Annotated in this window: 17 protein-coding genes; 7 read left to right on the forward strand and 10 right to left on the reverse strand. The window is 27.6% G+C overall.

Annotation, left to right across the window (positions count from 1 at the left end):
* Positions 1 to 40: 40 nt before the first annotated feature.
* Complete coding sequence (locus tag ABNT14_RS06470) at positions 41 to 1,897, reverse strand: PorP/SprF family type IX secretion system membrane protein (RefSeq protein ID WP_101901523.1); 1,857 nt, start codon at positions 1,895 to 1,897, stop codon at positions 41 to 43.
* A gap of 10 nt (positions 1,898 to 1,907) precedes the next feature.
* The gene (locus ABNT14_RS06475; protein WP_101901521.1) at positions 1,908 to 4,085 is read right to left on the reverse strand and encodes a gliding motility-associated C-terminal domain-containing protein; all 2,178 of its coding nucleotides are present in this window, start codon (positions 4,083 to 4,085) and stop codon (positions 1,908 to 1,910) included.
* Positions 4,086 to 4,288: 203 nt separating this feature from the next.
* Here ABNT14_RS06475 and cmk point away from each other — a divergent pair, with 203 nt between their 5' ends.
* Entirely contained in the window at positions 4,289 to 4,981 is a 693-nt protein-coding gene (gene cmk / locus ABNT14_RS06480; RefSeq protein WP_101901520.1) for a (d)CMP kinase, read from the forward strand.
* A 185-nt stretch (positions 4,982 to 5,166) separates the two neighbouring features.
* Here the strand turns inward: cmk and ABNT14_RS06485 are convergent, their stop codons facing one another.
* Complete coding sequence (locus tag ABNT14_RS06485; protein ID WP_101901518.1) at positions 5,167 to 6,213, reverse strand: RluA family pseudouridine synthase; 1,047 nt, start codon at positions 6,211 to 6,213, stop codon at positions 5,167 to 5,169.
* A 16-nt stretch (positions 6,214 to 6,229) separates the two neighbouring features.
* A complete protein-coding gene (locus tag ABNT14_RS06490; protein ID WP_101901516.1) occupies positions 6,230 to 6,811 on the reverse strand; it encodes a PASTA domain-containing protein in 582 nt (193 codons plus the stop codon).
* Positions 6,812 to 6,993: 182 nt separating this feature from the next.
* Between ABNT14_RS06490 and ABNT14_RS06495 the strand changes: the two genes are divergently transcribed.
* Positions 6,994 to 7,971, forward strand: a complete 978-nt coding sequence (locus ABNT14_RS06495) for a D-alanine--D-alanine ligase (protein ID WP_101901514.1) — start codon at positions 6,994 to 6,996, stop codon at positions 7,969 to 7,971.
* 4 nt (positions 7,972 to 7,975) lie between these two features.
* Positions 7,976 to 8,428, forward strand: coding sequence for a pantetheine-phosphate adenylyltransferase (gene coaD, locus ABNT14_RS06500; RefSeq protein WP_101901512.1), 453 nt, complete (start codon positions 7,976 to 7,978; stop codon positions 8,426 to 8,428).
* A gap of 5 nt (positions 8,429 to 8,433) precedes the next feature.
* On the opposite strand, the gene manA is transcribed toward coaD, so the two are convergent.
* The 3 genes from manA to ABNT14_RS06515 are packed head-to-tail and all read right to left on the reverse strand — an operon-like array spanning position 8,434 to position 11,246.
* A complete protein-coding gene (gene manA / locus ABNT14_RS06505) occupies positions 8,434 to 9,654 on the reverse strand; it encodes a mannose-6-phosphate isomerase, class I (protein ID WP_101901510.1) in 1,221 nt (406 codons plus the stop codon).
* A gap of 11 nt (positions 9,655 to 9,665) precedes the next feature.
* Positions 9,666 to 10,076 carry a hypothetical protein gene (locus ABNT14_RS06510; protein ID WP_101901509.1) on the reverse strand — a complete coding sequence of 137 codons (411 nt, stop codon included), beginning with the start codon at positions 10,074 to 10,076 and terminating at the stop codon, positions 9,666 to 9,668.
* A gap of 30 nt (positions 10,077 to 10,106) precedes the next feature.
* Positions 10,107 to 11,246, reverse strand: a complete 1,140-nt coding sequence (locus ABNT14_RS06515) for a response regulator (RefSeq protein WP_101901507.1) — start codon at positions 11,244 to 11,246, stop codon at positions 10,107 to 10,109.
* 179 nt (positions 11,247 to 11,425) lie between these two features.
* On the opposite strand from ABNT14_RS06515, the gene ABNT14_RS06520 reads away from it, so the two are divergent.
* The 3 genes from ABNT14_RS06520 to ABNT14_RS06530 are packed head-to-tail and all read left to right on the forward strand — an operon-like array spanning position 11,426 to position 17,249.
* Positions 11,426 to 14,521: a hypothetical protein gene (locus tag ABNT14_RS06520; protein WP_101901505.1), complete on the forward strand. Its 3,096-nt coding sequence runs from the start codon at positions 11,426 to 11,428 to the stop codon at positions 14,519 to 14,521.
* Positions 14,521 to 15,711, forward strand: coding sequence for a hypothetical protein (locus tag ABNT14_RS06525; RefSeq protein WP_101901503.1), 1,191 nt, complete (start codon positions 14,521 to 14,523; stop codon positions 15,709 to 15,711). The genes ABNT14_RS06520 and ABNT14_RS06525 overlap by 1 nt, the downstream gene beginning before the upstream one ends.
* Positions 15,712 to 15,731: 20 nt before the next feature.
* Positions 15,732 to 17,249 carry a glycoside hydrolase family 2 TIM barrel-domain containing protein gene (locus ABNT14_RS06530; protein ID WP_101901714.1) on the forward strand — a complete coding sequence of 506 codons (1,518 nt, stop codon included), beginning with the start codon at positions 15,732 to 15,734 and terminating at the stop codon, positions 17,247 to 17,249.
* Position 17,250: 1 nt separating this feature from the next.
* On the opposite strand, the gene ABNT14_RS06535 is transcribed toward ABNT14_RS06530, so the two are convergent.
* The 3 genes from ABNT14_RS06535 to ABNT14_RS06545 form a co-directional block, all read right to left on the reverse strand.
* Entirely contained in the window at positions 17,251 to 18,459 is a 1,209-nt protein-coding gene (locus tag ABNT14_RS06535) for a glycosyltransferase (protein ID WP_101901502.1), read from the reverse strand.
* A 124-nt stretch (positions 18,460 to 18,583) separates the two neighbouring features.
* A complete protein-coding gene (locus ABNT14_RS06540) occupies positions 18,584 to 19,822 on the reverse strand; it encodes a sugar isomerase (protein WP_101901500.1) in 1,239 nt (412 codons plus the stop codon).
* Positions 19,823 to 19,832: 10 nt separating this feature from the next.
* Positions 19,833 to 20,111, reverse strand: coding sequence for a hypothetical protein (locus tag ABNT14_RS06545; protein WP_101901498.1), 279 nt, complete (start codon positions 20,109 to 20,111; stop codon positions 19,833 to 19,835).
* A gap of 141 nt (positions 20,112 to 20,252) precedes the next feature.
* Here ABNT14_RS06545 and ABNT14_RS06550 point away from each other — a divergent pair, with 141 nt between their 5' ends.
* Positions 20,253 to 22,334, forward strand: a complete 2,082-nt coding sequence (locus tag ABNT14_RS06550) for a tetratricopeptide repeat protein (protein WP_101901497.1) — start codon at positions 20,253 to 20,255, stop codon at positions 22,332 to 22,334.
* The last annotated feature ends 53 nt before the right edge of the window (positions 22,335 to 22,387 follow it).

Genomic DNA, 22,387 nt, shown 5'->3' on the forward strand with positions numbered 1-22,387 from the left:
TGATAAAATTTATTATTTGGGAAAATTCTTTAAAAATTTATTATTTTATATGTACTATCGTTTTACGATCGTAAAACGCGCCATCTAAATTGCTATTATATAAACGGATAATTTCTTCTCTATTATCTGTCTTTGCTATATACACGTGCATATAACCTGTGGTTGGATTTATAAAATACCCTGCTTCAATATCGTCATTTCTTAGCTCATCTACATTTCTGTCTGCTAATGGTTTTTTTGAATTTACATAAACCTGTAAATAATACCCTGGCTCAATTCCTTGTGAGTTTGACATCGTTCTTACCCTTGCTGGCGGTTGTTTTTTAGGCTCTTTATATGAATCACCTTTTTCACCAATAGTTAATTTAACCACATAAACAGGATCTTTACCTCCTTTTTTCATCTTTATTGATGATTGATCGTTTTTGTCGTTATTTTCAAACAGACGGGTTTTATCGTTAAAATCGTACACTTTATCTTCAGCATCCGACTCTTTTGCATATCTGTCAATATATACGTAATACCATTTATCGGTAGGGTCGTAAATATATTTAGCCTCTATATCTAATCTGTTCCATTTTTCTATTAGAACCTCTACATTTTCTTTATTTCTGTACCTATCTGAAACTACATAATACATCGTTCCGCCTCCGCCTCCGTCAGATTTCGTAATAGTGCTTTCACGCCAAGGTGCTTTTGATCTTCTCTTTAAAGAAGTGTCTTTTTCATCGCCTTTAATCTCCTTAGGAATAAATGTTTTTGGCTCTTTTATTACCTCTTTTATTAATGCTGGTTGATTTTTTAAAATTCGAAGCACCTCATCTACTTTTTTATTTAAATTATTAATAGAGTCTTGTGCTTGCTGAAGTTCATCAGATAAATCATGATGCTCTTCATCTTTATATACAGGTTTTTTCTTAGGTTTTCTTTTTGGCAAAGTAATATTTACTTTACCCGTTCTTCTCTTCGATATTTCTCGAGTATATCTTTTTTGCCCTAAAGTATAAACCAAACCAACTTCATTCGTTGCCGAAAATTTATTTTTTTCATAACTAAATCCTATAGCTAGTTTATCAGAAATATTAACACCTAAACCAGCAGACATACCATAAGTTTTATCGTAACCTGCTTTAATCCAACCTGCTTTAGGCAAATCTAATATTATAGTACCTGCACCACTAAAGCCTTCTGTACCTTCTTTTCTAGCGATTATTAATGTTCTCAAATCTGTACCTTCAAAAATACCTGAAGCGTAGGTAAACTCGTGAGAATACATTGCATGAGCTGATATTGTTTTTTCGCCAAAAGTAGTTGCTAATTCGCTATTTTTCAAATTAAAATCAATTAAATTTTCAAAAAACACTCCTACATCAAACTTACCAAACGATAAGGTTACCGCAGGTTGCAGCATTACAATAGGAATATCTTGAAAATTACTTAAAAAAGAATCCTCTTTATTCTTCACCAATACCCTAGCCCAATCTAAACTACTTCTACTATATAAAAAATTAAAACCGAAGGTTAAATCTAGGCTTTGACTTAATTGCAATCGCTGAGCGTAATTCGCGATAGCACCAAAATCTTTCATACCTGCAACTTCTTGCTGATAAATAGCAAAGCCTGCACCTATGTTTTCACGCATTTTTCCTGCGTACGAAACCACGTGTAACCTCGGGTTGTCTTCAAAATCAATATTACTATTACGTACAATAGCTGTTATTGTAGTTTTATTTTCTCGTAATGATGAAAAAGTTGGCACTGTTAAAAAACGATTAAACTTCATAAAATTACGTGAAGTAAAACTATTGTACTGCTGTGCACTACTTGACACCTGTGCTTCTATAGAAAGTACTGTAAAAAATAGCGTTATAATATATAATGTAATTCTTTTAATCATCTTTAAACATTTAATCTAACACAGATATTGTTCCTGCTTTAATCAATATATTTTCTTTTATTATTTTATAATAAAAAACTCGTTGATTGCCTAAACTTTCAAAAGGCCAATCATTTTGATAATCATTTGTTTTAAATATTTCTTTTCCATTAGCATTATATAATTGTACACTTACCTTTGGTTGAAAGGCATATTTATTTGAAATACTCCAAGTATCATTAACTCCATCGGCATTAGGGGTTACGATATTTGGTACAATTACCTGTTCATCTTGAGCTATCACTTCAATTGTTTTTTCTATTCCACAAGCTCCTGCAGTGGCTACTACAGTATAAAAACCTAAAGATGTTACCTCTAAGGTTTCACTTGTTGATAAAAGGGTTCCATCGGTATTTTCACCTTCATACCACATATATGACTCTGCCCCTGATGCTGTTATTCCAGTGCTTTCCCCCTCTTTAAGCACCACCTTTTCTGATGGTGTTACAACAATAGCCTCTGCATCAAACAAAACAACTTCTAGTGTTTCTATTATTTTTTCACAACCAAAGCCTGTCATTTTTAAGGTATAAGTACCTATTTCATTTACTACAAACTCGGCTACATCAGTTCCTAAAGCTGTTTGATCATCATTTTTAAACCATTGATACGTATAACCATCAACTACATCTTTTATTGTGTAGGTAATAATACCTCCTGGGCATAATGAGTTTGAAGACGGTTCTGATGTTACTACTGCTGGCTTAGCGATTAGTTTAATATCTAATTCGCTAGAAGATACATTATTTAAATGTCCTGCGCTAATCCCTAACGTATAAATTCCGTTTTGCGTATATGAACTACGTGTTAATTTGTTGTCTGTAGCATTAACAATATTTACACCGTCTAAAATCCATTGATAATTTAATAGTTCTAATTGCTCCGATGTTAAAACATACTCGTTATCATTTTGAGCAATAACATTTACTTGTTGTAGTTTTAAATCAACACCTGTGGCGTTACAACTTTCATAATTGTCATCTGTAATCATAACAGGTTCAAATCTTTTTACACTCAACAAGCGTATTGGCTGTGATGACAAGCCTGAAGAACATAATCCTGTAGCTGTTTCTACAACATTTGCAATATAAGTACCTGGCTGATTCACATTTAAAGACGTTCCATCTACACCAAATAATCTTTTATCATCTTTATACCATTCAACCTCAAAATTAGCGGCATTATTTACTGTAATCGATATATCTTTAGCTTCTCCAGGTAATAATACCGATGCTAAAGGGGTATTTTCTGTAATGGTAAAACTAGGCGCATTTTTTTGATTTAAGCTTACATTATTTGAGGTAGTTACACAAACACCTGTATCAATTTCTAAAGAATAAACCCCTAACTGCCCTACAGTGGGCGTTGTATATGTTGAACTATTTGACGATTGAACGACTTGATTATCTAAAAACCAAGTATAAGTATAAGAAGTGTCCGTAACATTCGCTTGAAAAGTATGCGATTCATCACCACAAATTTCAACAACATCAGGGCTATTAATTTGTGCATCTGTTTCACTAAAAGTAACCACTTCTATTAATGTTGACTTTCCAAAACCACAAGCACCATAATCTATTTTAACCTGATACTTACCCGAAGCCGAAACTTCTAAAAAAGGATCCGTTGTTGTTGTAATTATACTGCCATCTCTATACCAAGTGTATGCCCCTTGTTGATCGGTATCTAATATTAATTTAGTAGTAGCGCCATCACAAAGCACTACATCTTCGTAATTATTTAAAACCCTGTCATTAAATAATCTATAAAAAGACTCAGAATCGGGGCTTGTCATTACAGGCGAAGTTGCTACTAATCTTATTTTATAATTTTTAACAAAAGTTTTTGGTAATTGAAAAGTTCTCGAAAAAGTAAAGGTATCGTTTTCCGTAGCGATTGTTGCTAAGTTTACAGGGCTATTCCAAGTACCATTTGGGTCAGACAATTCAATAGTAAATGTATTGTCGGCAGCGAATGCCGATGTTTTGTAACTAAATGTAACCGTATAATCGTTACTTGTATTTGTAGTATCATCACACGCTGATGTAAATTGTATTTTAGGCTTCAACAATGTTTGAGATACAATGGAAGTACTCATAAAAAAGAGAAATATCCCTAAAAGTATGTAGGTGCTTTTAATTATTTTCATTTTAAAATATTACTTAAGGGGAGAACAAATGTAAACTTTTTTACAGAAAAAAAATAGTAAATACGAAATCTATATCTAATATATGTAAAAAAACATATATAATCAAATAAAACAACAACTATTTTGTGTAGGCTTTTTTAATAAAAACCCTTAAGAAAATCCTAAAATCTATTGTATATTCGTGCCTCTATTTTGATTATTTTATGACACAAAAAATTACCATAGCCATTGACGGCTTTTCATCGACAGGAAAAAGTACGATTGCCAAACAATTAGCAACAAAATTAGGCTATATTTATGTTGATACAGGCGCTATGTACAGAGCGGTTACCTTGTACGCAATGCAACATAATTATATTTCAGACACGCATTTTAATTCTGCTGATTTAATTGCTGATTTACAGAATATTTCACTTAAATTTATTTTTAATGAAAAAGCAGGGTTTGCTGAAATGTACTTAAATAATAGTAATATTGAAACTCAAATTAGAAGCATTGAAGTATCAAGACTTGTTAGTAAAATTGCAACCATTTCAGAGGTTCGTAAAAAATTAGTTAGCGAACAACAAGAAATGGGTAAAAATAAAGGTATTGTAATGGATGGTAGAGATATTGGTTCGGTTGTTTTTCCTGATGCCGAATTAAAATTATTTATGACCGCCTCTGCCGATAAACGAGCAACACGTCGTTATAAAGAATTATTAGACCGTGGCGACAATGTAAATTATCCAGAAATTTTACACAATGTTCAAGAGCGTGACCGTATTGATTCTACCCGAAAAGATTCGCCCTTAATTTTAACCGATGATGCCATAGAATTTGACAATTCTAATATGGGATTAGAAGACCAATTTGATAGAATTATGAGCTTAGTAAAAATGAGATTGTCTTCATAAAAAAACTAGCACAAATGCCTAGCCCCGATTGAAGCTTTGTTTGAGCTCTTTTTTTGATTTTTCTTCAAAAAAAAGCGAGTGCGGAAAGCGGGAAATTGCTACTAAATATTTTACTATTTAAAACAATAACGCAAAAAACCAGCCGATAAAAGCTGGTTTTTTTATATAAATTATTTCTAAAAAAATTATTCTTCGTCTAATTCTTCTAATTTAGAATTTTCAGAATAGGTACGCCATTTTACTAAACAGGCTTCAATATCAGCAGGTATTTCTGTATTAAATTGCATAAACTCACCACTTACAGGATGCGTAAACCCTAATGTTTTAGCATGTAAAGCTTGTCTTGGCAATGTTTTAAAACAGTTTTTTACAAATTGCTTATATTTTGTAAAAGTTGTTCCTTTTAAAACGGCATCACCACCATAACGCTCATCGTTAAATAAGGTATGACCGATATGTTTAAAATGTGCTCTAATTTGATGCGTTCTTCCTGTTTCTAATTTACATTGTACTAATGTAACGTAGGTTAAACGCTCTAAAACTTTATAATGTGTTACCGCATGTTTACCATGTTCGCCATCAGTAAAAACATCCATTTGCAAACGATTTTTAAAACTACGCCCGATATTTCCTTCAATAGTTCCGGTATCTTCTTTTACATCACCCCAAACTAAGGCGTAATATAAACGTTCGGTAGTTCTATCAAAAAATTGTTTTGATAAATGTGTCATTGCAAACTCATTTTTTGCAACCACTAACAATCCGCTGGTATCTTTATCAATACGATGTACTAAACCAGGACGCTCATTTGAATTGGTTGGCAAGTTTTCAACATGATGAATTAATCCGTTTACTAAAGTTCCTGAGTAATTTCCATGCCCTGGATGTACCACCATTCCTGGAGCTTTATTTACCACAATTACATCATCATCTTCATAAACAATATCAATAGGTAAATCTTCGGCTACTAATAAATTTTCCGCTGGCGGATATGCTAAAACAACACGAACAATATCTCTTGGTTTTACTTTATGATTTGGCTTTACCGCCACCTCGTTTACCAACACATTCCCTGCTTTTGCAGCTTGCTGAATTTTACTTCTGGTTGAGTTTTCAATGAAATTCATTAAAAATTTATCGACTCTTAATGGCTCTTGCCCTTCGGTTGCTACAAACCTGTGATGTTCGTGTAATTCGTTATTTTCTATTTCTAAATTCGTGTCTTCCTGCATTAATCAATTATATAAATTAGTTACCATTACCATCACCTAAAATTAGGTTGATTGTTGTTTTTTTAGGCAGTTTTACTCCTGCTGTAATTTCTTTCCCGTTGTATTTTAAGCCTCTTACAACATCTTTACCAATATCTTCTACCCATGTAATTTCTTTACCAACAATAAAGCCTTGCGATTGTAAATGTGTTGTTGCCTGTCTTTTTGTTCGACCATTTAAATTTGGGACTTCAATATCTCTATATTTAGACGGATTTAATGTTAAATAAATTTTACGTTTTTCTTTTACAAAATCGTTTACCGCTGGGTTTTGTTCTATCACTGATTTTTTTGGATATTCAGGATTATAAGTAGCACTGTCAATAATAATAAAATCTAAATTAAGTTCCTTTAATTTTTTTTCAACCTCTACTAATGACATTTTATGTAAATTAGGAACTTGTATTTTTTGATCGTGATTTGTTGTAAACCCTAACCACCATTGTAACACAAAAACAGTTATAAATAACGAAGCTACTGCAATTCCTATTTGCATAAAAAATGCTTTACTTTTTACAAATTGAAATAAATTTTTAAATTTTTCTGAAAAACCACTCATATTTTTATTTATTTGTTAATCTTTTTTTAGCAATATATTTTACTATTATTTTGATAAGGTTGCAAATTTACAGTAAAAATATTAGTATTTTTAACTCACGAACTCTTAAAGATTTTTTTTAGTAAGTTTGTTTATATTATTACCTCTAAATTTTCATAAAAAATAATTTTAAAAATAGTAACGTGAAAAAAAATATAGCGATTATTATGGGAGGATATTCTTCGGAAGCAGCAATATCCTTAAAAAGCGGAACAGTAGTTTACACGCACCTCGATACAGAAAAATATACCGCATATAAAATTCATATTTTAAAAGATAAATGGGTTTTAGTCGATAAAAAAAATGAAGAACACCTTATTAACAAGAATGATTTTTCTGCAGATGTAAATGGTAAAAAAATCACTTTTGACGTTGTTTTTAATGCTATTCATGGCGCACCTGGCGAAAATGGAGCTATTTTAGCATATTTTGATTTAATCGGAATTAAGCATACCTCAGCGTCTTTTTATCAAATGGCATTAACTTTTAACAAACGAGATACTTTAAGTGTTTTAAAAAACTACGGAATTTCAACAGCAATTTCGGTGTATTTGAACAAAGGTGATGTTGTTAATATTGATAAAATCATTGAAAAAGTTGGCTTACCATGTTTTGTAAAACCCAATAATGCAGGTTCTAGCTTTGGTATTTCAAAAGTACACAGTAAAGAAGCCTTACTTCCTGCTCTAGAAGTTGCCTACAAAGAAGATTCCGAAATATTAATTGAAAGTTTTTTAGACGGTGCAGAAGTTTCTGTGGGGGTTTTTCAATATAAAGGAAAAACCACCGTTTTACCGATTACGGAAATTGTATCAGAAAATGATTTTTTTGATTATCAGGCAAAATACGAAGGTAAATCAACAGAAATTACACCTGCACGTATCACTGAAAAACAAGAAAAACGTGTTTCGGAAATTTCAAAACGAGTCTATGATATTTTAAATATGAAAGGTTTTACCCGTTCTGAATATATTTTTATAAATGATGAACCTTATTTCTTAGAAATAAACACCGTTCCTGGCTTAACTCAAGCCAGTATTTTACCACAACAAGCAAATTGCGCAGGTATTAATTTAACCGAACTATTTGGAAACGCTATTGAAATGGCAATAAATAATTAAAAACATGAAAAAAGCTATTTTTCCAGGGTCTTTTGACCCTATTACACTTGGGCATCTAGATATTATTGAGCGTGGCGTTACTTTATTTGATGAAGTTGTTATTGCAATTGGCGTAAATGCTGATAAAAAATATATGTTTTCATTAGAAGAACGAAAACATTTTATTGAAGAAACTTTTAAAAATCAACCTAAAATTAAGGTCGTTATTTATAGCGGATTAACAGTAAAATTTTGTCAAGAAGAAAATGCTCAATTTATTTTAAGAGGTTTGCGAAATCCTGCCGATTTTGAATTTGAAAAAGCCATCGCTCATACAAATAGAAAACTTTCAGAAATAGAAACAGTATTTTTATTAACATCATCAGGTAAAAGCTATATTTCATCATCAATTGTACGTGATGTTATTAGAAATGATGGTGATTATACTGGATTAGTTCCTGATGCAGTTAGAATTTAACTAACCTAATCAGGAACACTAGCTTTATAAATTTCAACACCTTTTGAAGAAACAATTCTATAACGAGTATTTGCTTTTATTAAAATCGCTTGTCCTTTTTCGATATTAATGCGATTTTTATGTCTTATAACAGTAGCGTTCCCTTTTAAAATAATTAAAATTTCTATCGATTTTGATGTTGAATTGTATCTTATCGCTTCATTAGATTGAATTTTACTTAGTCTAAAGTCTTTTGCTTTTGTTTGGTATACTAATTCATCATTAAGCGGACTTTTAATACCATATAATATTTTAGGAATTGTTTCTTCAAATTTTGTATTTTTCAAAAGCTCTTCAACATCAATATGTTTAGATGTTAGTCCACCTCTTAAAACATTGTCTGAATTTGCCATTAATTCAATATTTTTTCCTTCTAAATATGCGTGAGGAACTCCTGCATCTTGAAAAATAGCTTCTCCTTTTGATAAGTTTACAATATTAAAAAAATAGAAAGAAAAAATTCCTCTATCAATATTGTCTAAACTTTTATTTTCCAATGCTTTTGCTACCCAATATTCTGGTGATGATTTTTGTATTTTATTATTTAAAAAATCTGGTAAAATTCTATTCGCTAAAGGCTTTAAAATTTCATTGACTTCTTGTTGAGAAAACTGCATCACTTTTTTGTATAATTCAAAATAATTATGCGTTTTAAAAGTTGATAATAAAAAATGTAATTCACTTGTTTTTTCAAGATTTTCTATTATTTTTTCACTTTTTAAAAAGCCATGTAATAGCCAAAAGTCACTTAAAGCAACCATTACTTCTGGCTTATGATTTTTATCTTTATAATTTCTATTTCTTGCAGTTAATAAAATTCCTTTTTTATTTTCACGTTTAAATCCTATTTCTGCTGCTTTTTTTGTTGGGTGTACTTGTATTGATAACATTTTATCAACATCTAACACTTTAAATAAGTAAGGTAATTTTCCATAAGTTTTAGCTACTCTTACCCCTAAAAACTCAATTGGCTTTTGTCTTAAAAAGAAATCTAAAGAAATATTACCTGCCTTTGTTTTAATAATTGATGGTGCTTTTAAATGTGCTCCTAACCAATATTCGGCATAATTAGCAATATTTTTTTTTCTTTTAATTAAATTTGAGATAAATTTCTTCCCACCCCAATCATAATGTTGTATTTTTCCTTCGATTAAAAAAATTTTTTTTATAGTTTGTTCTAAAATCATAATATTATATTTTAATAATTAATTATTTCATTCATAGAATACACCTGTCTTAGTAATATTCTTTCATTTTTTTTGTGAGGTAATTCTATATTTGATAAATCTAATTTTTTATTAATCCAATTTCCATTTAACATATCCGTTGGATTTGTATGTATAATTAAACCAATATTTTTTATGGTTGATAAAAACCTAACCCCTGCTTTTATTGCTAATAATGCTTTTTTTTCACTTCTTAAAGTTAAAATTGAAATATCGCATTTCGATGTTTTTTTCAAGATATTTAAAAAATCAAAAAATATTCTATGATTACCATTATTAATTAGTAATATTTTTATTTTTTGATTCAAAAAAAATCTTAAACAAAAATTACTCAAAACATTAGCATCTTTTTTTCCAAAAATTATAATTAATCCTTTTTTCATATTTTAGTTAATAACTATTCTATTGATTTATTATTTTCTATAAGCCCAAGCTATTTGCCCTAATTGCCCTATAATTTTCACAGAATCTTTCATTGATAATTTAGATCCATCTGCATGAATCCATCTTTTTAGGGGTTTTTCACACAATATATTTTTTGCTTCATCTAAACCAAAATGATGTGTAATTCTTTTAAATATTTCAACATCAAAAATCCATTTTGTTATAAATTTTTTACCAAAAGAAATTTCGATAACATCTTTCTTAAAAATTTTGGCACCACATTGGGTATCTTTAAAATCCATAGAAAGAATTTTTCTGATGATAAAATTTATAGTTAAACTTATTATTTTACGAGCGGATTCTTTTGTAATATTTGCCCCCATCCTATTTATTCTAGAGCCACTCACAATTTTATAATTTGAATTTTCAATAGTAGAAACTAATTCATCAAAATCAGTTAAATCCGTAGATAAGTCAGCATCTAAAAAACCTATATAATCTAAATCTTTTTGTTTTGACATATATAACATTCCCTGTCTAACAGCTTCTGCTTTTCCACCATTTTCTACACAATTATGTATTGTAATAAAATCCTCTCTTCCTTTTCTTAAATCATTTAAAACAATTAATGTTTTATCAGTACTTCCATCATTTACAAAACACAAATGATATCCTGAATTTTTATCAATAAAAGCCGTGAAATCCTGGCTTAAAAGCCTTTTTTCTTCGTTATAGCAAGGAATTACAACTCCAACACATCTTTGTTGTATAATTACTCCTTTATAATTTATGGTTTTATTTATAGTCTTCGGAATACCAATCAATCTTTTTACCCTAGCGCATACCTCTACTAAACTCAGTGGTTTTTTCATGTAATCATTAATACCTAAATCGAAACCTTGTGTTATCATATTATCATCGGTATTACCTGATAAAATCATAATTGGTGTATCTGAATTTTTAGTTATTCTAATATGTTTTACTATTTCCATGCCTGAAATTCCTGGCATATTAAGATCTACAATTACTAAATCTGGTTGAAAAGAACTAAATAAATCCATTCCTTTAATTCCGTTTATTTCAGTAACAACTTGATAACCTAATTCTTTTAATCTAATTTCTAGCGGTATTAAAACTAATTTTTGATCATCTATAGCTAATATTTTCATAATTTGAATATTTCAATTACACGCTAATAAAAATAGGACTAATAACCTGATTAAAAGATTACCTATCGTTATAAAGTAGCTTTTATTTAGACGAATGGAAGTTTATGTCTGTTAAATTAAAAAAAACAGTATTATATAAATATTTATATTTACATTAGAAAAAAGAAGATTACGTTTTTATGAAAGAGACTTCTAATAAATATTTAATATCTGCAATACTATTAGGTATTGCATTTCATGGAAGTACTATTTTTTTTACTTTAGAAACTACTTATGACGCTTTAATACACTTATTTTTTGCAGACCATTACGCAAATAATTGGTTTGAACCTTGGAATTTTAAATGGTATACTGGTTTTACAGTAATGAGTTATCCACCTTTAGTACATCAATCTATTGGGGCTTTATCTTTAATTGGTGGTTTAAAATTTGGTCTTTTTAGTGTCGCTATTATTGCAATTCTATTATTTATTACAGGAGTTTATCGTTTTTCATTATTAATGACTTCTAATAGAACAGTAGCTGGTTATGCTGCTCTTTTAGCTGTTTTTTCGTCTTCTTTTGTAGAAACACTTCATATTTTTGGGCAATTACCAAGTATTATTGGTATTGCTATTTTAATGCACGCTTTACCCGAAGTATATTCTTGGCTAAAAACAGGTAAATATAAATATTTATTTACAGCACTTTCTTTAATTTCTGTTACAGTTACTTCTCATCATGTTACACCTATTTTTGGAATGATTTTTTTTATCTTTCCTTTAATTGGAATGGTTATTTTAGATATTTCTCGTGAACAAGTTACTTCTTATAAAGATGTCACTTTTAAACTATTTATAAAAAATTTTGGTAAACAATTTAAACGAAATATTAGTTTTGGTTTTTTTTCTTTGATTATAATTATTTTCTGCCTCTTACCTTATTGGATTAACTCTAAAAAAAACCCTATTACACAAGTTCCTATTCCCCACGGTTCTAGAGATGATTTTTTAGAAATAACATCTTCAGGTCTTGTTTTTTTTATGATTCCTTGGGGCGTTTTATTATTCCTTTTACCTTATTTTTTTTACAGATTTTTTCAAAAAAGATATTTATTCTTCGGAATTTCTTTTACAATGTTAGTTGTTTTAGGTACAGGAGGAACAACCCCAGTCCCTAAAATGATTTTAGGACAAAATGCTTTTAATATTTTAACTTTAGATAGATTTACTTTATGGGCTTCGATTATGTCTTTACCACTATTTGGTGAATTTGCTTATCGCTTTATAGAAGGAGATTTAAAAATACTAATTCAACGTAAATTTGGTGCAGTATATCATCGTTTAATAGGAGGATTATTAGCTTCTTTATTTTTATTGATGACTATTTTTACGATGAGTTTAGGATATTTTAGACCATCGCAACCACAAAAAATTAAAATGTTACCTATTGTTAACTTTCTTAATCAAGATCAACATGATTTATGGAGATATTTAACCTTAGGTTTTGGCGATCAAATGGCGTGGTTATCGGCACAAACAAAAGCAATGACTGTTGATGGAAATTATCATTCTGCAAGACGTTTACCAGAACTAACAACAAGACCAATAGAGCGTTTAGAAAATTCTAAATTTAAGGGTGTTGCAGGAATTGGGTCTTTACAACAGTTTTTAACAACTCCTGAAAAATACAATTTAAAGTATATTTTTTCTAATGATAAATTTTACGACCCTATACTCTATTTCTGTGGATGGCAACGCTTACCACAATTAGAAAACGGAATTATGGTTTGGGAAAAATTAAATGTACCTCCGCTTTCTTCTATTTTACCAAAAGAAGATGTTGCTACTTGGCAAAAAGTAATGTGGGGTATTATTCCTTTTTTAACAGCTATTATTGCCTTTATTTTAAATATTCAATCTATTTTTATACGTAGTTTAAAAACTCAAGTAAGAGCATTACCTCCATATTTAAATAGTAAATTTAAAAATAAATATACTATATTTTCTAAAGGTCTTTTAAAGACAATACATATTTGGGCTATTATATTATGTGGAATTTTATTTTATAGTTCTTATTTATTTTATATAAAAAATGATTCGCAAAGAACTCCTGAAAATGCTATAAAAGCGTATTATGATGCCGTTGATTTTAAAGAATATGAAAAAAGTTATCAATTAATAGATCCTAAAAGCGGTTTATCTATTGCACAATTTATGTTAGAAATTTCTGTTTCTGATGGTTTATTAGGTTCTTATGCCAAATTAGATGCTTTAAAAACTATAACCACTAAAAAAACAGATAGTTTAGCTATTTTAAAAGTACATACAAACTGGATTACTCCTCTTGAAAAAATTAGTAAAACAGATTTTAAAACATTAGTTAATCGAAAAGGAAAATGGTTTATTTTACCCGAAAATATGGATTCTGATTTACCACCAGATCAATTGTACTCAAATAATGTAACAGGCTATTTTAATCAAGGAAGACGAAAAATAACTACAGAACAAACGCATCATGAAGATGTTTTAAAACAACCTGTTTTAGAAATTATTTCAGCTAAATTAGTTAAATTTAAAACACATTATGCACTTATCGGTGAAGTACAAAATATAGATAATGTACCCGCAGATGTTGTTTTAAAAGGAACATTATATAATGATGAAAATAAAAAATTAGCTACTTACAATGCTAAATATCATATAAAACATAAATTAATGCCTAAAGAAGTTAGTTCGTTTAGAATTAATTTTGAAGGAATAGCATGGTCTAAAACAAAAGACTCTATTCCTAAAACATTTAATCCTGATGAATTTACACCTGTTGAATTTGAAGAACAACCTACTAAATTCAACTTACAAGCAGCAGGAAATGTTTCTAATTCAGACCTCTATAAAAATGTAGTTTTAAGTGATATCAATATCGATAGTAAAAAAATACAAGGAACTTTATTTAATAGTGGTTTACAAGAAATTACAATTCCTCAACTATTAATCACTTATTACAACAAAGATAAAGTACTCGTTTGGGTAGACCATTTATTTTTAGAAAACGGAATAAGACAACAACGAAAACAGTATTTTGAATACAATATTTTAAAAAATAATGAAGTTATTATTATTAATGATGATATGACAGATTGTTACGTTAACGGATTAAAAAATGAAGATATTTCAGATAAAATAATACCTAACAGAATAGAAAATCATGCAAATAATCAATTTCAAAAAATAAAACATCCGCTGTATTCTTTTATCAAAATTGAAATGAATAATTACATCGGAAATCCTAAATAATGAATTTTAGAAAGAACCTTTTTTTACTTTTCTTGTGCATTGTAACGCATATTACTAATGCACAAAACATAACATTATTATCAAAAGAAAAACAATTTACAGCAGGAGATACTATTCTTTTAAAATTTAATGCTAATAGTGCAAAAAAGTATCAAATGTACTGTACTAATAGCTATGGAAGTACTTTGCTTAATTCTGAAGTAATTAATAATAAAATAAATTTTAAAATCCCTCCTTACCTAAGTAATAAATCTGGTATTTTAAATTGGAAAATTATAAAAAATAATATTTCAGGACAATTTAAAATAGTACCAAAACAGCAACCTGTTTCTTTAGAAACTTATTTAGGTCCTCCAAGTATTGAAGCAGGCGGAACAGACTACACCATGTTAGTTGTAATACCTACGGATGATTTAGATAATCCTTTAAAAAAAGGTACGACAGTAAAAGTAAAATATCAATTTTTAAAATCAGAAAGAAAAACAAAGGTTTTAACTAATAATTTAATCGCTTTTAAAAATATAAACTCACCTTTAAAAAGCGGACGAATGATAATTACATCAGAATCTTTAAATTTAAACTCTAAAGAATACGATGTAAATATAATGCCTGCTATAGGTACTAATTTTAAACTGTTTTTTAAAAGAAATCATAAATATGCAGATGGAAACCAAATAACAACTTTTTACACTTCTATTATAAAAGATAAAAATAACAATATTATTAGTGATGGTAGTTTTGTTGATTTTTTTATCACTAATAAAAAAGGGAATATGTTAAAAACATCTGGAACTACTATAAATGGTATTGCTTATGCTAAAATGATTCATCCTGAATTTGAAGATAATTGGAAAGTGAAAGCTTATATTAATGGTATTTCAGAAAGTGATATCTTAAAAATTAATTATAAAAAAATTATAGATAAATTTGATGTAAATTTTTCTGATAATAATAGAACTGTTAAAGTTGGACCTTTAAAAAGTTTTATGAAGCAGATGATTCCTGACGGATTAAAAGTAAAATTAGCAATTTATAAAGATGATAAATTCTTAAACAATATTATAAAAAAATCTAATGATGGATTTGTATATTTTAAGCTAAATTCAAACATCTATAAAAATGGAGACTATACTATAAAAATTACCACTGCCGCAGTAACCAAAACTTTTGAAGCTAAAAAACTATGGTAAACACCAAAAATATTTTAAAAATGGATAACACTAATAAAAACATAATGAGAGGTATTTTAATTTCGTCATATGTTCTTATTATGTCAATTGTTATCTTTTTAATAAGCTCATTATATACTCATTTTAACACAGGTGCAGATAGAAGTAAAATGTTACATGTTGAAGTTAAAAAAGTAGATCAATATTTGCCTAAAATAATTTGGAAAGAAGATGGCAACCAAGGTAGAGAGATTGATGAACAAACCTTAAATAATATCGAAAATGATTATATAGATGCTTGGTATGTAAAACATGTAGCAAATAAAACAAACCTAAAAAGTGGAATTAATGATTATTATACAAAAAATGCTCGCAAAAATTTATTCAACTTTATAGAACATAATAAAAAGGAAAAAATTACTATTGAAAGTACAACTTTAAAACACAATCCTAATCTTATATTTTTTAGTGAAGACGGACAATCAATTGTTTTAGAAGATAAAAATGTTGTTGAGTATAAAAAAATACTTAAAAATAAAAAAGTTGTTTTAGAAACTACCGAAGTATCAGATTATAAAATGGTATTATTATTAGAAGATGGTTTTTGGAGAATTAGACATTTAGTTAAAGAAAAATCTGCCATTTTTGATAAGACTATCAAAAATATTCCTATCGATTCATTAGATATAAAAGGAATTAATTATTATCCACAAGATACACCTTGGGATATGTTTGGTGATAATTTTGATATGAAAATTATAGAAAATGACTTTAAAATCATCAAAAAAGCAAACTTAAATACTATCCGAATTTTTATTCAATATGAAGATTTTGGTAAAGCAAATGTAAAAATTAGTAAACTAAATAAATTAAAGCAAGTTTTAGATACTGCTGAAAAAAATAATATAAATGTTATTGTTACTTTATTTGATTTTTACGGAAACTACAATGTTTTAGACTGGACTTTAAACCATAGACATGCAGAAATTATTGTATCAAAATTTAAAGACCATGAAGCTATTATTGCTTGGGATATCAAAAATGAACCTAATTTAGATTTTATATCAAGAGGAAAAAAAAATGTTATTGCTTGGTTAAATCATATGATTATTTTAGTAAAATCTATTGATAAAAAACATCCAATAACCATTGGTTGGTCAAATATTGAAAGTGCTCCTATTTTAAAAGATAAAGTAGATTTTGTTTCTTTTCATTATTATGAAGACATTAATAATTTTGAAAAAAACTATAAATCATTAAAGAATAAAATACCTAAAAAACCTATTGTTTTAGGTGAATTTGGAGTTTCTTCTTACAATGGTATTTGGAAACCTTTTGGTAATTCAGTAAAAAAACAAGCTAATTATTATAAAATAATGCAACAACTACTTACAAAAAACAATATTCCTTTTATGTCGTGGACTTTATATGATTTTCGTAAAGTACCAAAGGAAGTTGTTGGTAAACTTCCTTGGCGAATAAATCCTCAAAAAGAATTTGGTTTTATTGATAAAAAAGGTCGTAAAAAACCTGCTTTTAGCTATATTTCCTCTAAATAATTTATGATTCAACTAATACTTTTTTTGCTAATTTTTTAACCATTATAATCGCTTCAAACTGATTTAAATACATTGCTGTAATTCTTTCCATTGGAAATGCCGTAGCTGCTTTGTAATTAGCCTCTCCTAAAGCTACTCTATGAGATTCATTAGTTACGATTAGCTCAATTGCATTGGCTAAACTAGCTACATTTTCTGGCTCAAAAAACTCACCTCTGTATCCTTCATCTTCAACCAAAGTTGCTAAATCTCCTAAATTAGGCATTACAACTGCTTTACCATAACTACCCGCTTGATGTAAAACACCTGAACTACCTGTTGTAGATGTATAAGGAAATACCACAACAGCACTTTCGTTAAATAAAGGAGCTACTTCCACTTCTTCAACATAGCCTGTAAATGTTATTTGAGCTACATTTTTGTATTTTTCTTTTACAGATGCTAAATAACCTGGTACATTCGGATTGTCTGTTCCTGCAATTACTATTTCTAAATTTAAACCTGTTGAAGTTCTAACTTTTTCAACAGCTTCAATCATTTTTTCAACTTTTTTATAAGTACCAAATTTACCGAAAGTCATTATTTTCAAAGCTCCTTTTGGCAATATATGTGATGGTTTATTAGGGATTTCAAATGTTCCATGAGGAATCATTTTTACATTGCTAACTTTATATTTATCTTGTAAAGTAGTTACATATTTATGCATAGTAACAGCTACAATATCAGCTTTTAAAATTAATTTAGTTAATGTCTGTCCTATAAAATTATAAATTTTTTGTAATATTTTATTTGAAGTAAAACCTGCACTTTCTAAATCTGTTTGTTCTAAAATATTATGTAATAATACAATAGTTGGTATTTTTTTTATCTTACAAACTAAAGGTAACATTAACCCTAAAGCTGCAGCAACTTTTTTATCACCAAACTTCATAAATTGTAAATTAAACAATATCGCATCTGGTTTTATTACATTTATAGCTTTTGTTACTTTTATAACATTTGTATAACTATTAAACTTCCAACATTCTTTTACTGTAATTTTACAACCATCTTCAGTAAAATTAATGTCTTTTTCTACTGGAGTTATATCCGTTAATAAAATTAATTCAGTTACTTTTTTATTTTGTCTAAAGCTTTTTACTAAATGATAAGCATATTCATTTAAAGTTACTTTACTTGGCGGGTATGCAGTTACAATAGCTAGTTTCATAGTATTTTCTTTTTGATTATATTAAATTTCGTAATAAAAAAGAGTTTACAACTATTAATGTAGCTGAAATGCAATTATATGTAGTTAAAAGGTATAAAAGCTTAGTTATTATTATTTTTAAACACTATTTTTTATCTTTCAGAAAGAAAAAAGATAATTGCATTAATAATAATAAAACCATTGCTAAAATTTGTACGTGTACAACCTGTTCTAAATTTTCATGAAATAGAATAATTAAACCTATTTGTAACATTCCAAAAAGCCCAGAAATAACAACTGGAATGTATTTATCTAAAGACAAATAGTAATATGCAAAAATATTTGATATTGCAAAAATACCTGTTGCTATAGCATATTTCCATAATAAAGGCGTTATTGCCATATATTCATCTCCAAATAAAATGGCTATAATTTGTTCAGGAAAAAAATAACATGAAGTAACAATAGTAGTAGCTATTATAAAAATATAACCTACGTATTTTAGTAGAATTGGCGCTGTAGATTTCCCTTCTTTTTTTAACTGAACAACTGTTGGTAATAATAACATTACAAACATCCATGCTATAAAATAAACGACTCTACCTATTAAGGCTAATGAAGCATACAAACCAGCATCATAAGACTCGAAGTAATGTTTTACTAATAAAATATCACTATTATTTATTATTATTTGAGTTAATTCGTAAAATGCTGTAATTATAAAAAAATTACGAACCATTTTAGATTCAGTATTTTCTAATGATACTATTTTAGAAAAAGAAATATTTTTAAATTCAAATGGAATTAATCCAAACATAAATGAACATAAAATACCTAAAGCAATTAATATTGAAGATTCAATATTTAAAAAATATAATAATCCGAAAGTAATTAATAAACGACTTATCATTTCTAATTGATAAGTAACAGATAATTTTTTCAACTGTTTTTTACCTTGAAAAACACCTCTATTTACGCTCATCAAAAAATAAATAGGAACTCCAATTCCAAATACAACAAACATACTAGAAGAAGTTGTTTTAAAAAAAAATTGTAATTCTGATGCAAATAGCATAATTAAAATTCCTAAAACTACTCCTATAATAGCTGAGTTTTTATATATTTTTGATATAAAATTTTTAAAAACAACATCTTCAAAAAGTACCGAAAACTTAGCTGTTACTAATTGAAAAGTCATTGCTATAAATGAAAGAACTAATAAAAAGGTAATCATAATAGCTGCATCAGCAAATTTAGCCGGTCCTAAAAATCTTCCTAAAGCTAAATTATATAAATAATTACCTCCATTTACAAGTAAAACACTAATCATGAACAATTGTTCTGGTGAAATTTTACTTTTTACCTGTTTTAAAATTTGAACCATATTTTATATTTTAAGCAACATTTATTTTATCAAAATGGTCATAAATTTCTTTAGCACCATAACCTATAACTGAAAATATTTTACCCTTTTTTAAAGCTACCGAAATTAAAGTATTTATTGCTTTTAAACCATCTTTAGTAATTTCATTTACTTTATCTATCTTTATTATTACTTTTTTATTTTTAGTTATAAAATGTTCAAAATAAGTAACAAAAAACTGAGAAGTTGAGTTATTTAACTTCCCTTTTAAATAAAACTTCCCGTTTCTTCCTGTAATTTGTAAAGCCATAATTATTTTTTTTTGATGATTAATACTTACACTAATATCTTATTAAAACTGATAAAAAATCATCTATTATCGATGAAAAGCCATTTTATTTAGTCCAATGATGAAATTGATTCCTTAACTTGCAAATAAGAAAAAAACTATATGAAAATTAAAAATCTCACTTTTTTAGTACTCTTTATTATAAGTAATACTCTTTTTTCACAAAATATGAAAGAAGGTTTTACCTTCTTAGAAACAGGTAAATATAAACAAGCAGAATCCTTTTTTAAAAATATTTTAGAATCACACCCTACCAATAAAACAGCAAGACTTTGCTATGGTAGAGCTTTAGGATTAAACGGTAGTACTGATAAAGCTGTTGAATTATTTATTAATCTTTTAAATGATTTTCCTTCAGATTTTGAAGTAAAATTAAATTATGCCGAATCACTTCTTTGGAATAAAAATTATAATAAAGCTGAAAATTATTATCAAAATTTAATATCAGAGAATGACAAAAGTTTTTCTGCCCTTTTAGGATATGCAAATACATTATCTAATTTAAAAAAATTTAATAAAGCGATTAAATATGTAGACAAGGCATTATTGGTATTACCTAAAAATAAAAATGCATTAGTTTCTAAAAAATATATGCGATTAGGTTTGGCAAACAGTAAAGTAAATTCTAAAAATTACACTGATGCTGAAAAAATATTAAAAGAAAATTTTATCGATTTTAAAAAAGATAAAGAAACTTTATTAAACTTAGCTAATCTTTATCTAATTTCAAATCAAATAGATAAAGCTAAAAAAACATATATTATTATTGGTGAAGATTCAACTAATAAATTAACCTCTTTAAATGGAATTTCATTAGCAAATCATCTTGATAGTAATGACAAACAAGCTTTAATGGTTAGTAAAAAAGCTATTAATCTTTTAGATAACAAGACAGAAACTACTATAACAAATCAAACTAAAGAACGTTTTATACAAGCTTTAATATGGAATAATAAATACTCTTTAGCAGAAAAAGAAATCAACAAATTATTAATCAATAATAAAAATCCTGAAAATTGGATAATTTCATTAAGAGCGACTTTAAATATTTATAAAAGTGATTTTAAAAAAAGTATTGCTGATTATAATTTGATATTAAAAAAAGATAGTACTTCTTTTGATGGTAACTTAGGTAAAGCAAACGCACTAAAAGCTTCAGGATACTTTATAAATGCCTATAAAAGTGCTAAAAACACTTTAAAATTTTATAAAAAACAAAAAGATGCGACTAATTTTATCAAAAATTTAGATAAATCATTTACTCCTTTTATAGAAGTTAAAGCAGCATATTCATTTGATAATGGTAATAATGAAGCTTATTTATACTCTGCTAATTCAGAATTTCCATTTTCAACAAAACTTAAATTATTTGGTAATTACAGCTATAGAACAACAAGTAATACTGTAACTAAAGTTAGTGGTATTTCTAATAATTTTTCAGCAGGAATATCTTATCAATTATTAAATAATGTAACCTTTAAAGGAACTTTAGGAGTTAGTGCTTCTGATACTGATACAAATAAATTCAGTCAATTATTAGCTGATTTATCTTTAAAAATAAAACCTTTTAAACTTCAAAATTTAGAATTAGGCTATAAAAGAGAAATTCAAAACTTTAATGCCGATTTATTAGATAAAGAAATTGTTCAGAATAATTTTTTAATAAACTATAGTTTAAATACCAATTTTAAACTCGGTTGGTACACACAGCTTTACTACACCTCTCAAAGTGATGAAAATACACGAAATTTATTATTCACGTCACTTTATTATAATATATTTAAAAAACCATCTTTAAAGGCTGGTATCAATTATCAGAATATATCTTTTAAAAATCAAGTTCCTACTATTTATTTTAGTCCTAGTAAGTTTAGTGCTGGTGAGATTTTTATCAATATTATAAAAGATGAAAATATAGCTAAAAAGAAAGAATGGTTTTATGAACTAACTGCTGCAACAGGATTTCAGTTTATTGAAAATAATAAAAAACAAAGCACTTATAGAATTCAAGCTAAATTAGGATACAAATTTTCAGAACGCAGTTTATTAAATCTATATGGAACTCAAAGTAATATAGCATCTGCAACAACAGCTACAGGTGCTTCAGATTTTACTTTTACCGAAATTGGTTTACGCTTTAAATGGTATCTCTTAAAAAAACCTGTATTTAAAAAAAAAGAGTAAAAGAAAAATTCTTTTACTCTTTCACTTAAAAAAATAGCATTTATTATTAATTT

Source organism: Tenacibaculum dicentrarchi (assembly GCF_964036635.1).
Taxonomy (GTDB): domain Bacteria; phylum Bacteroidota; class Bacteroidia; order Flavobacteriales; family Flavobacteriaceae; genus Polaribacter; species Polaribacter dicentrarchi.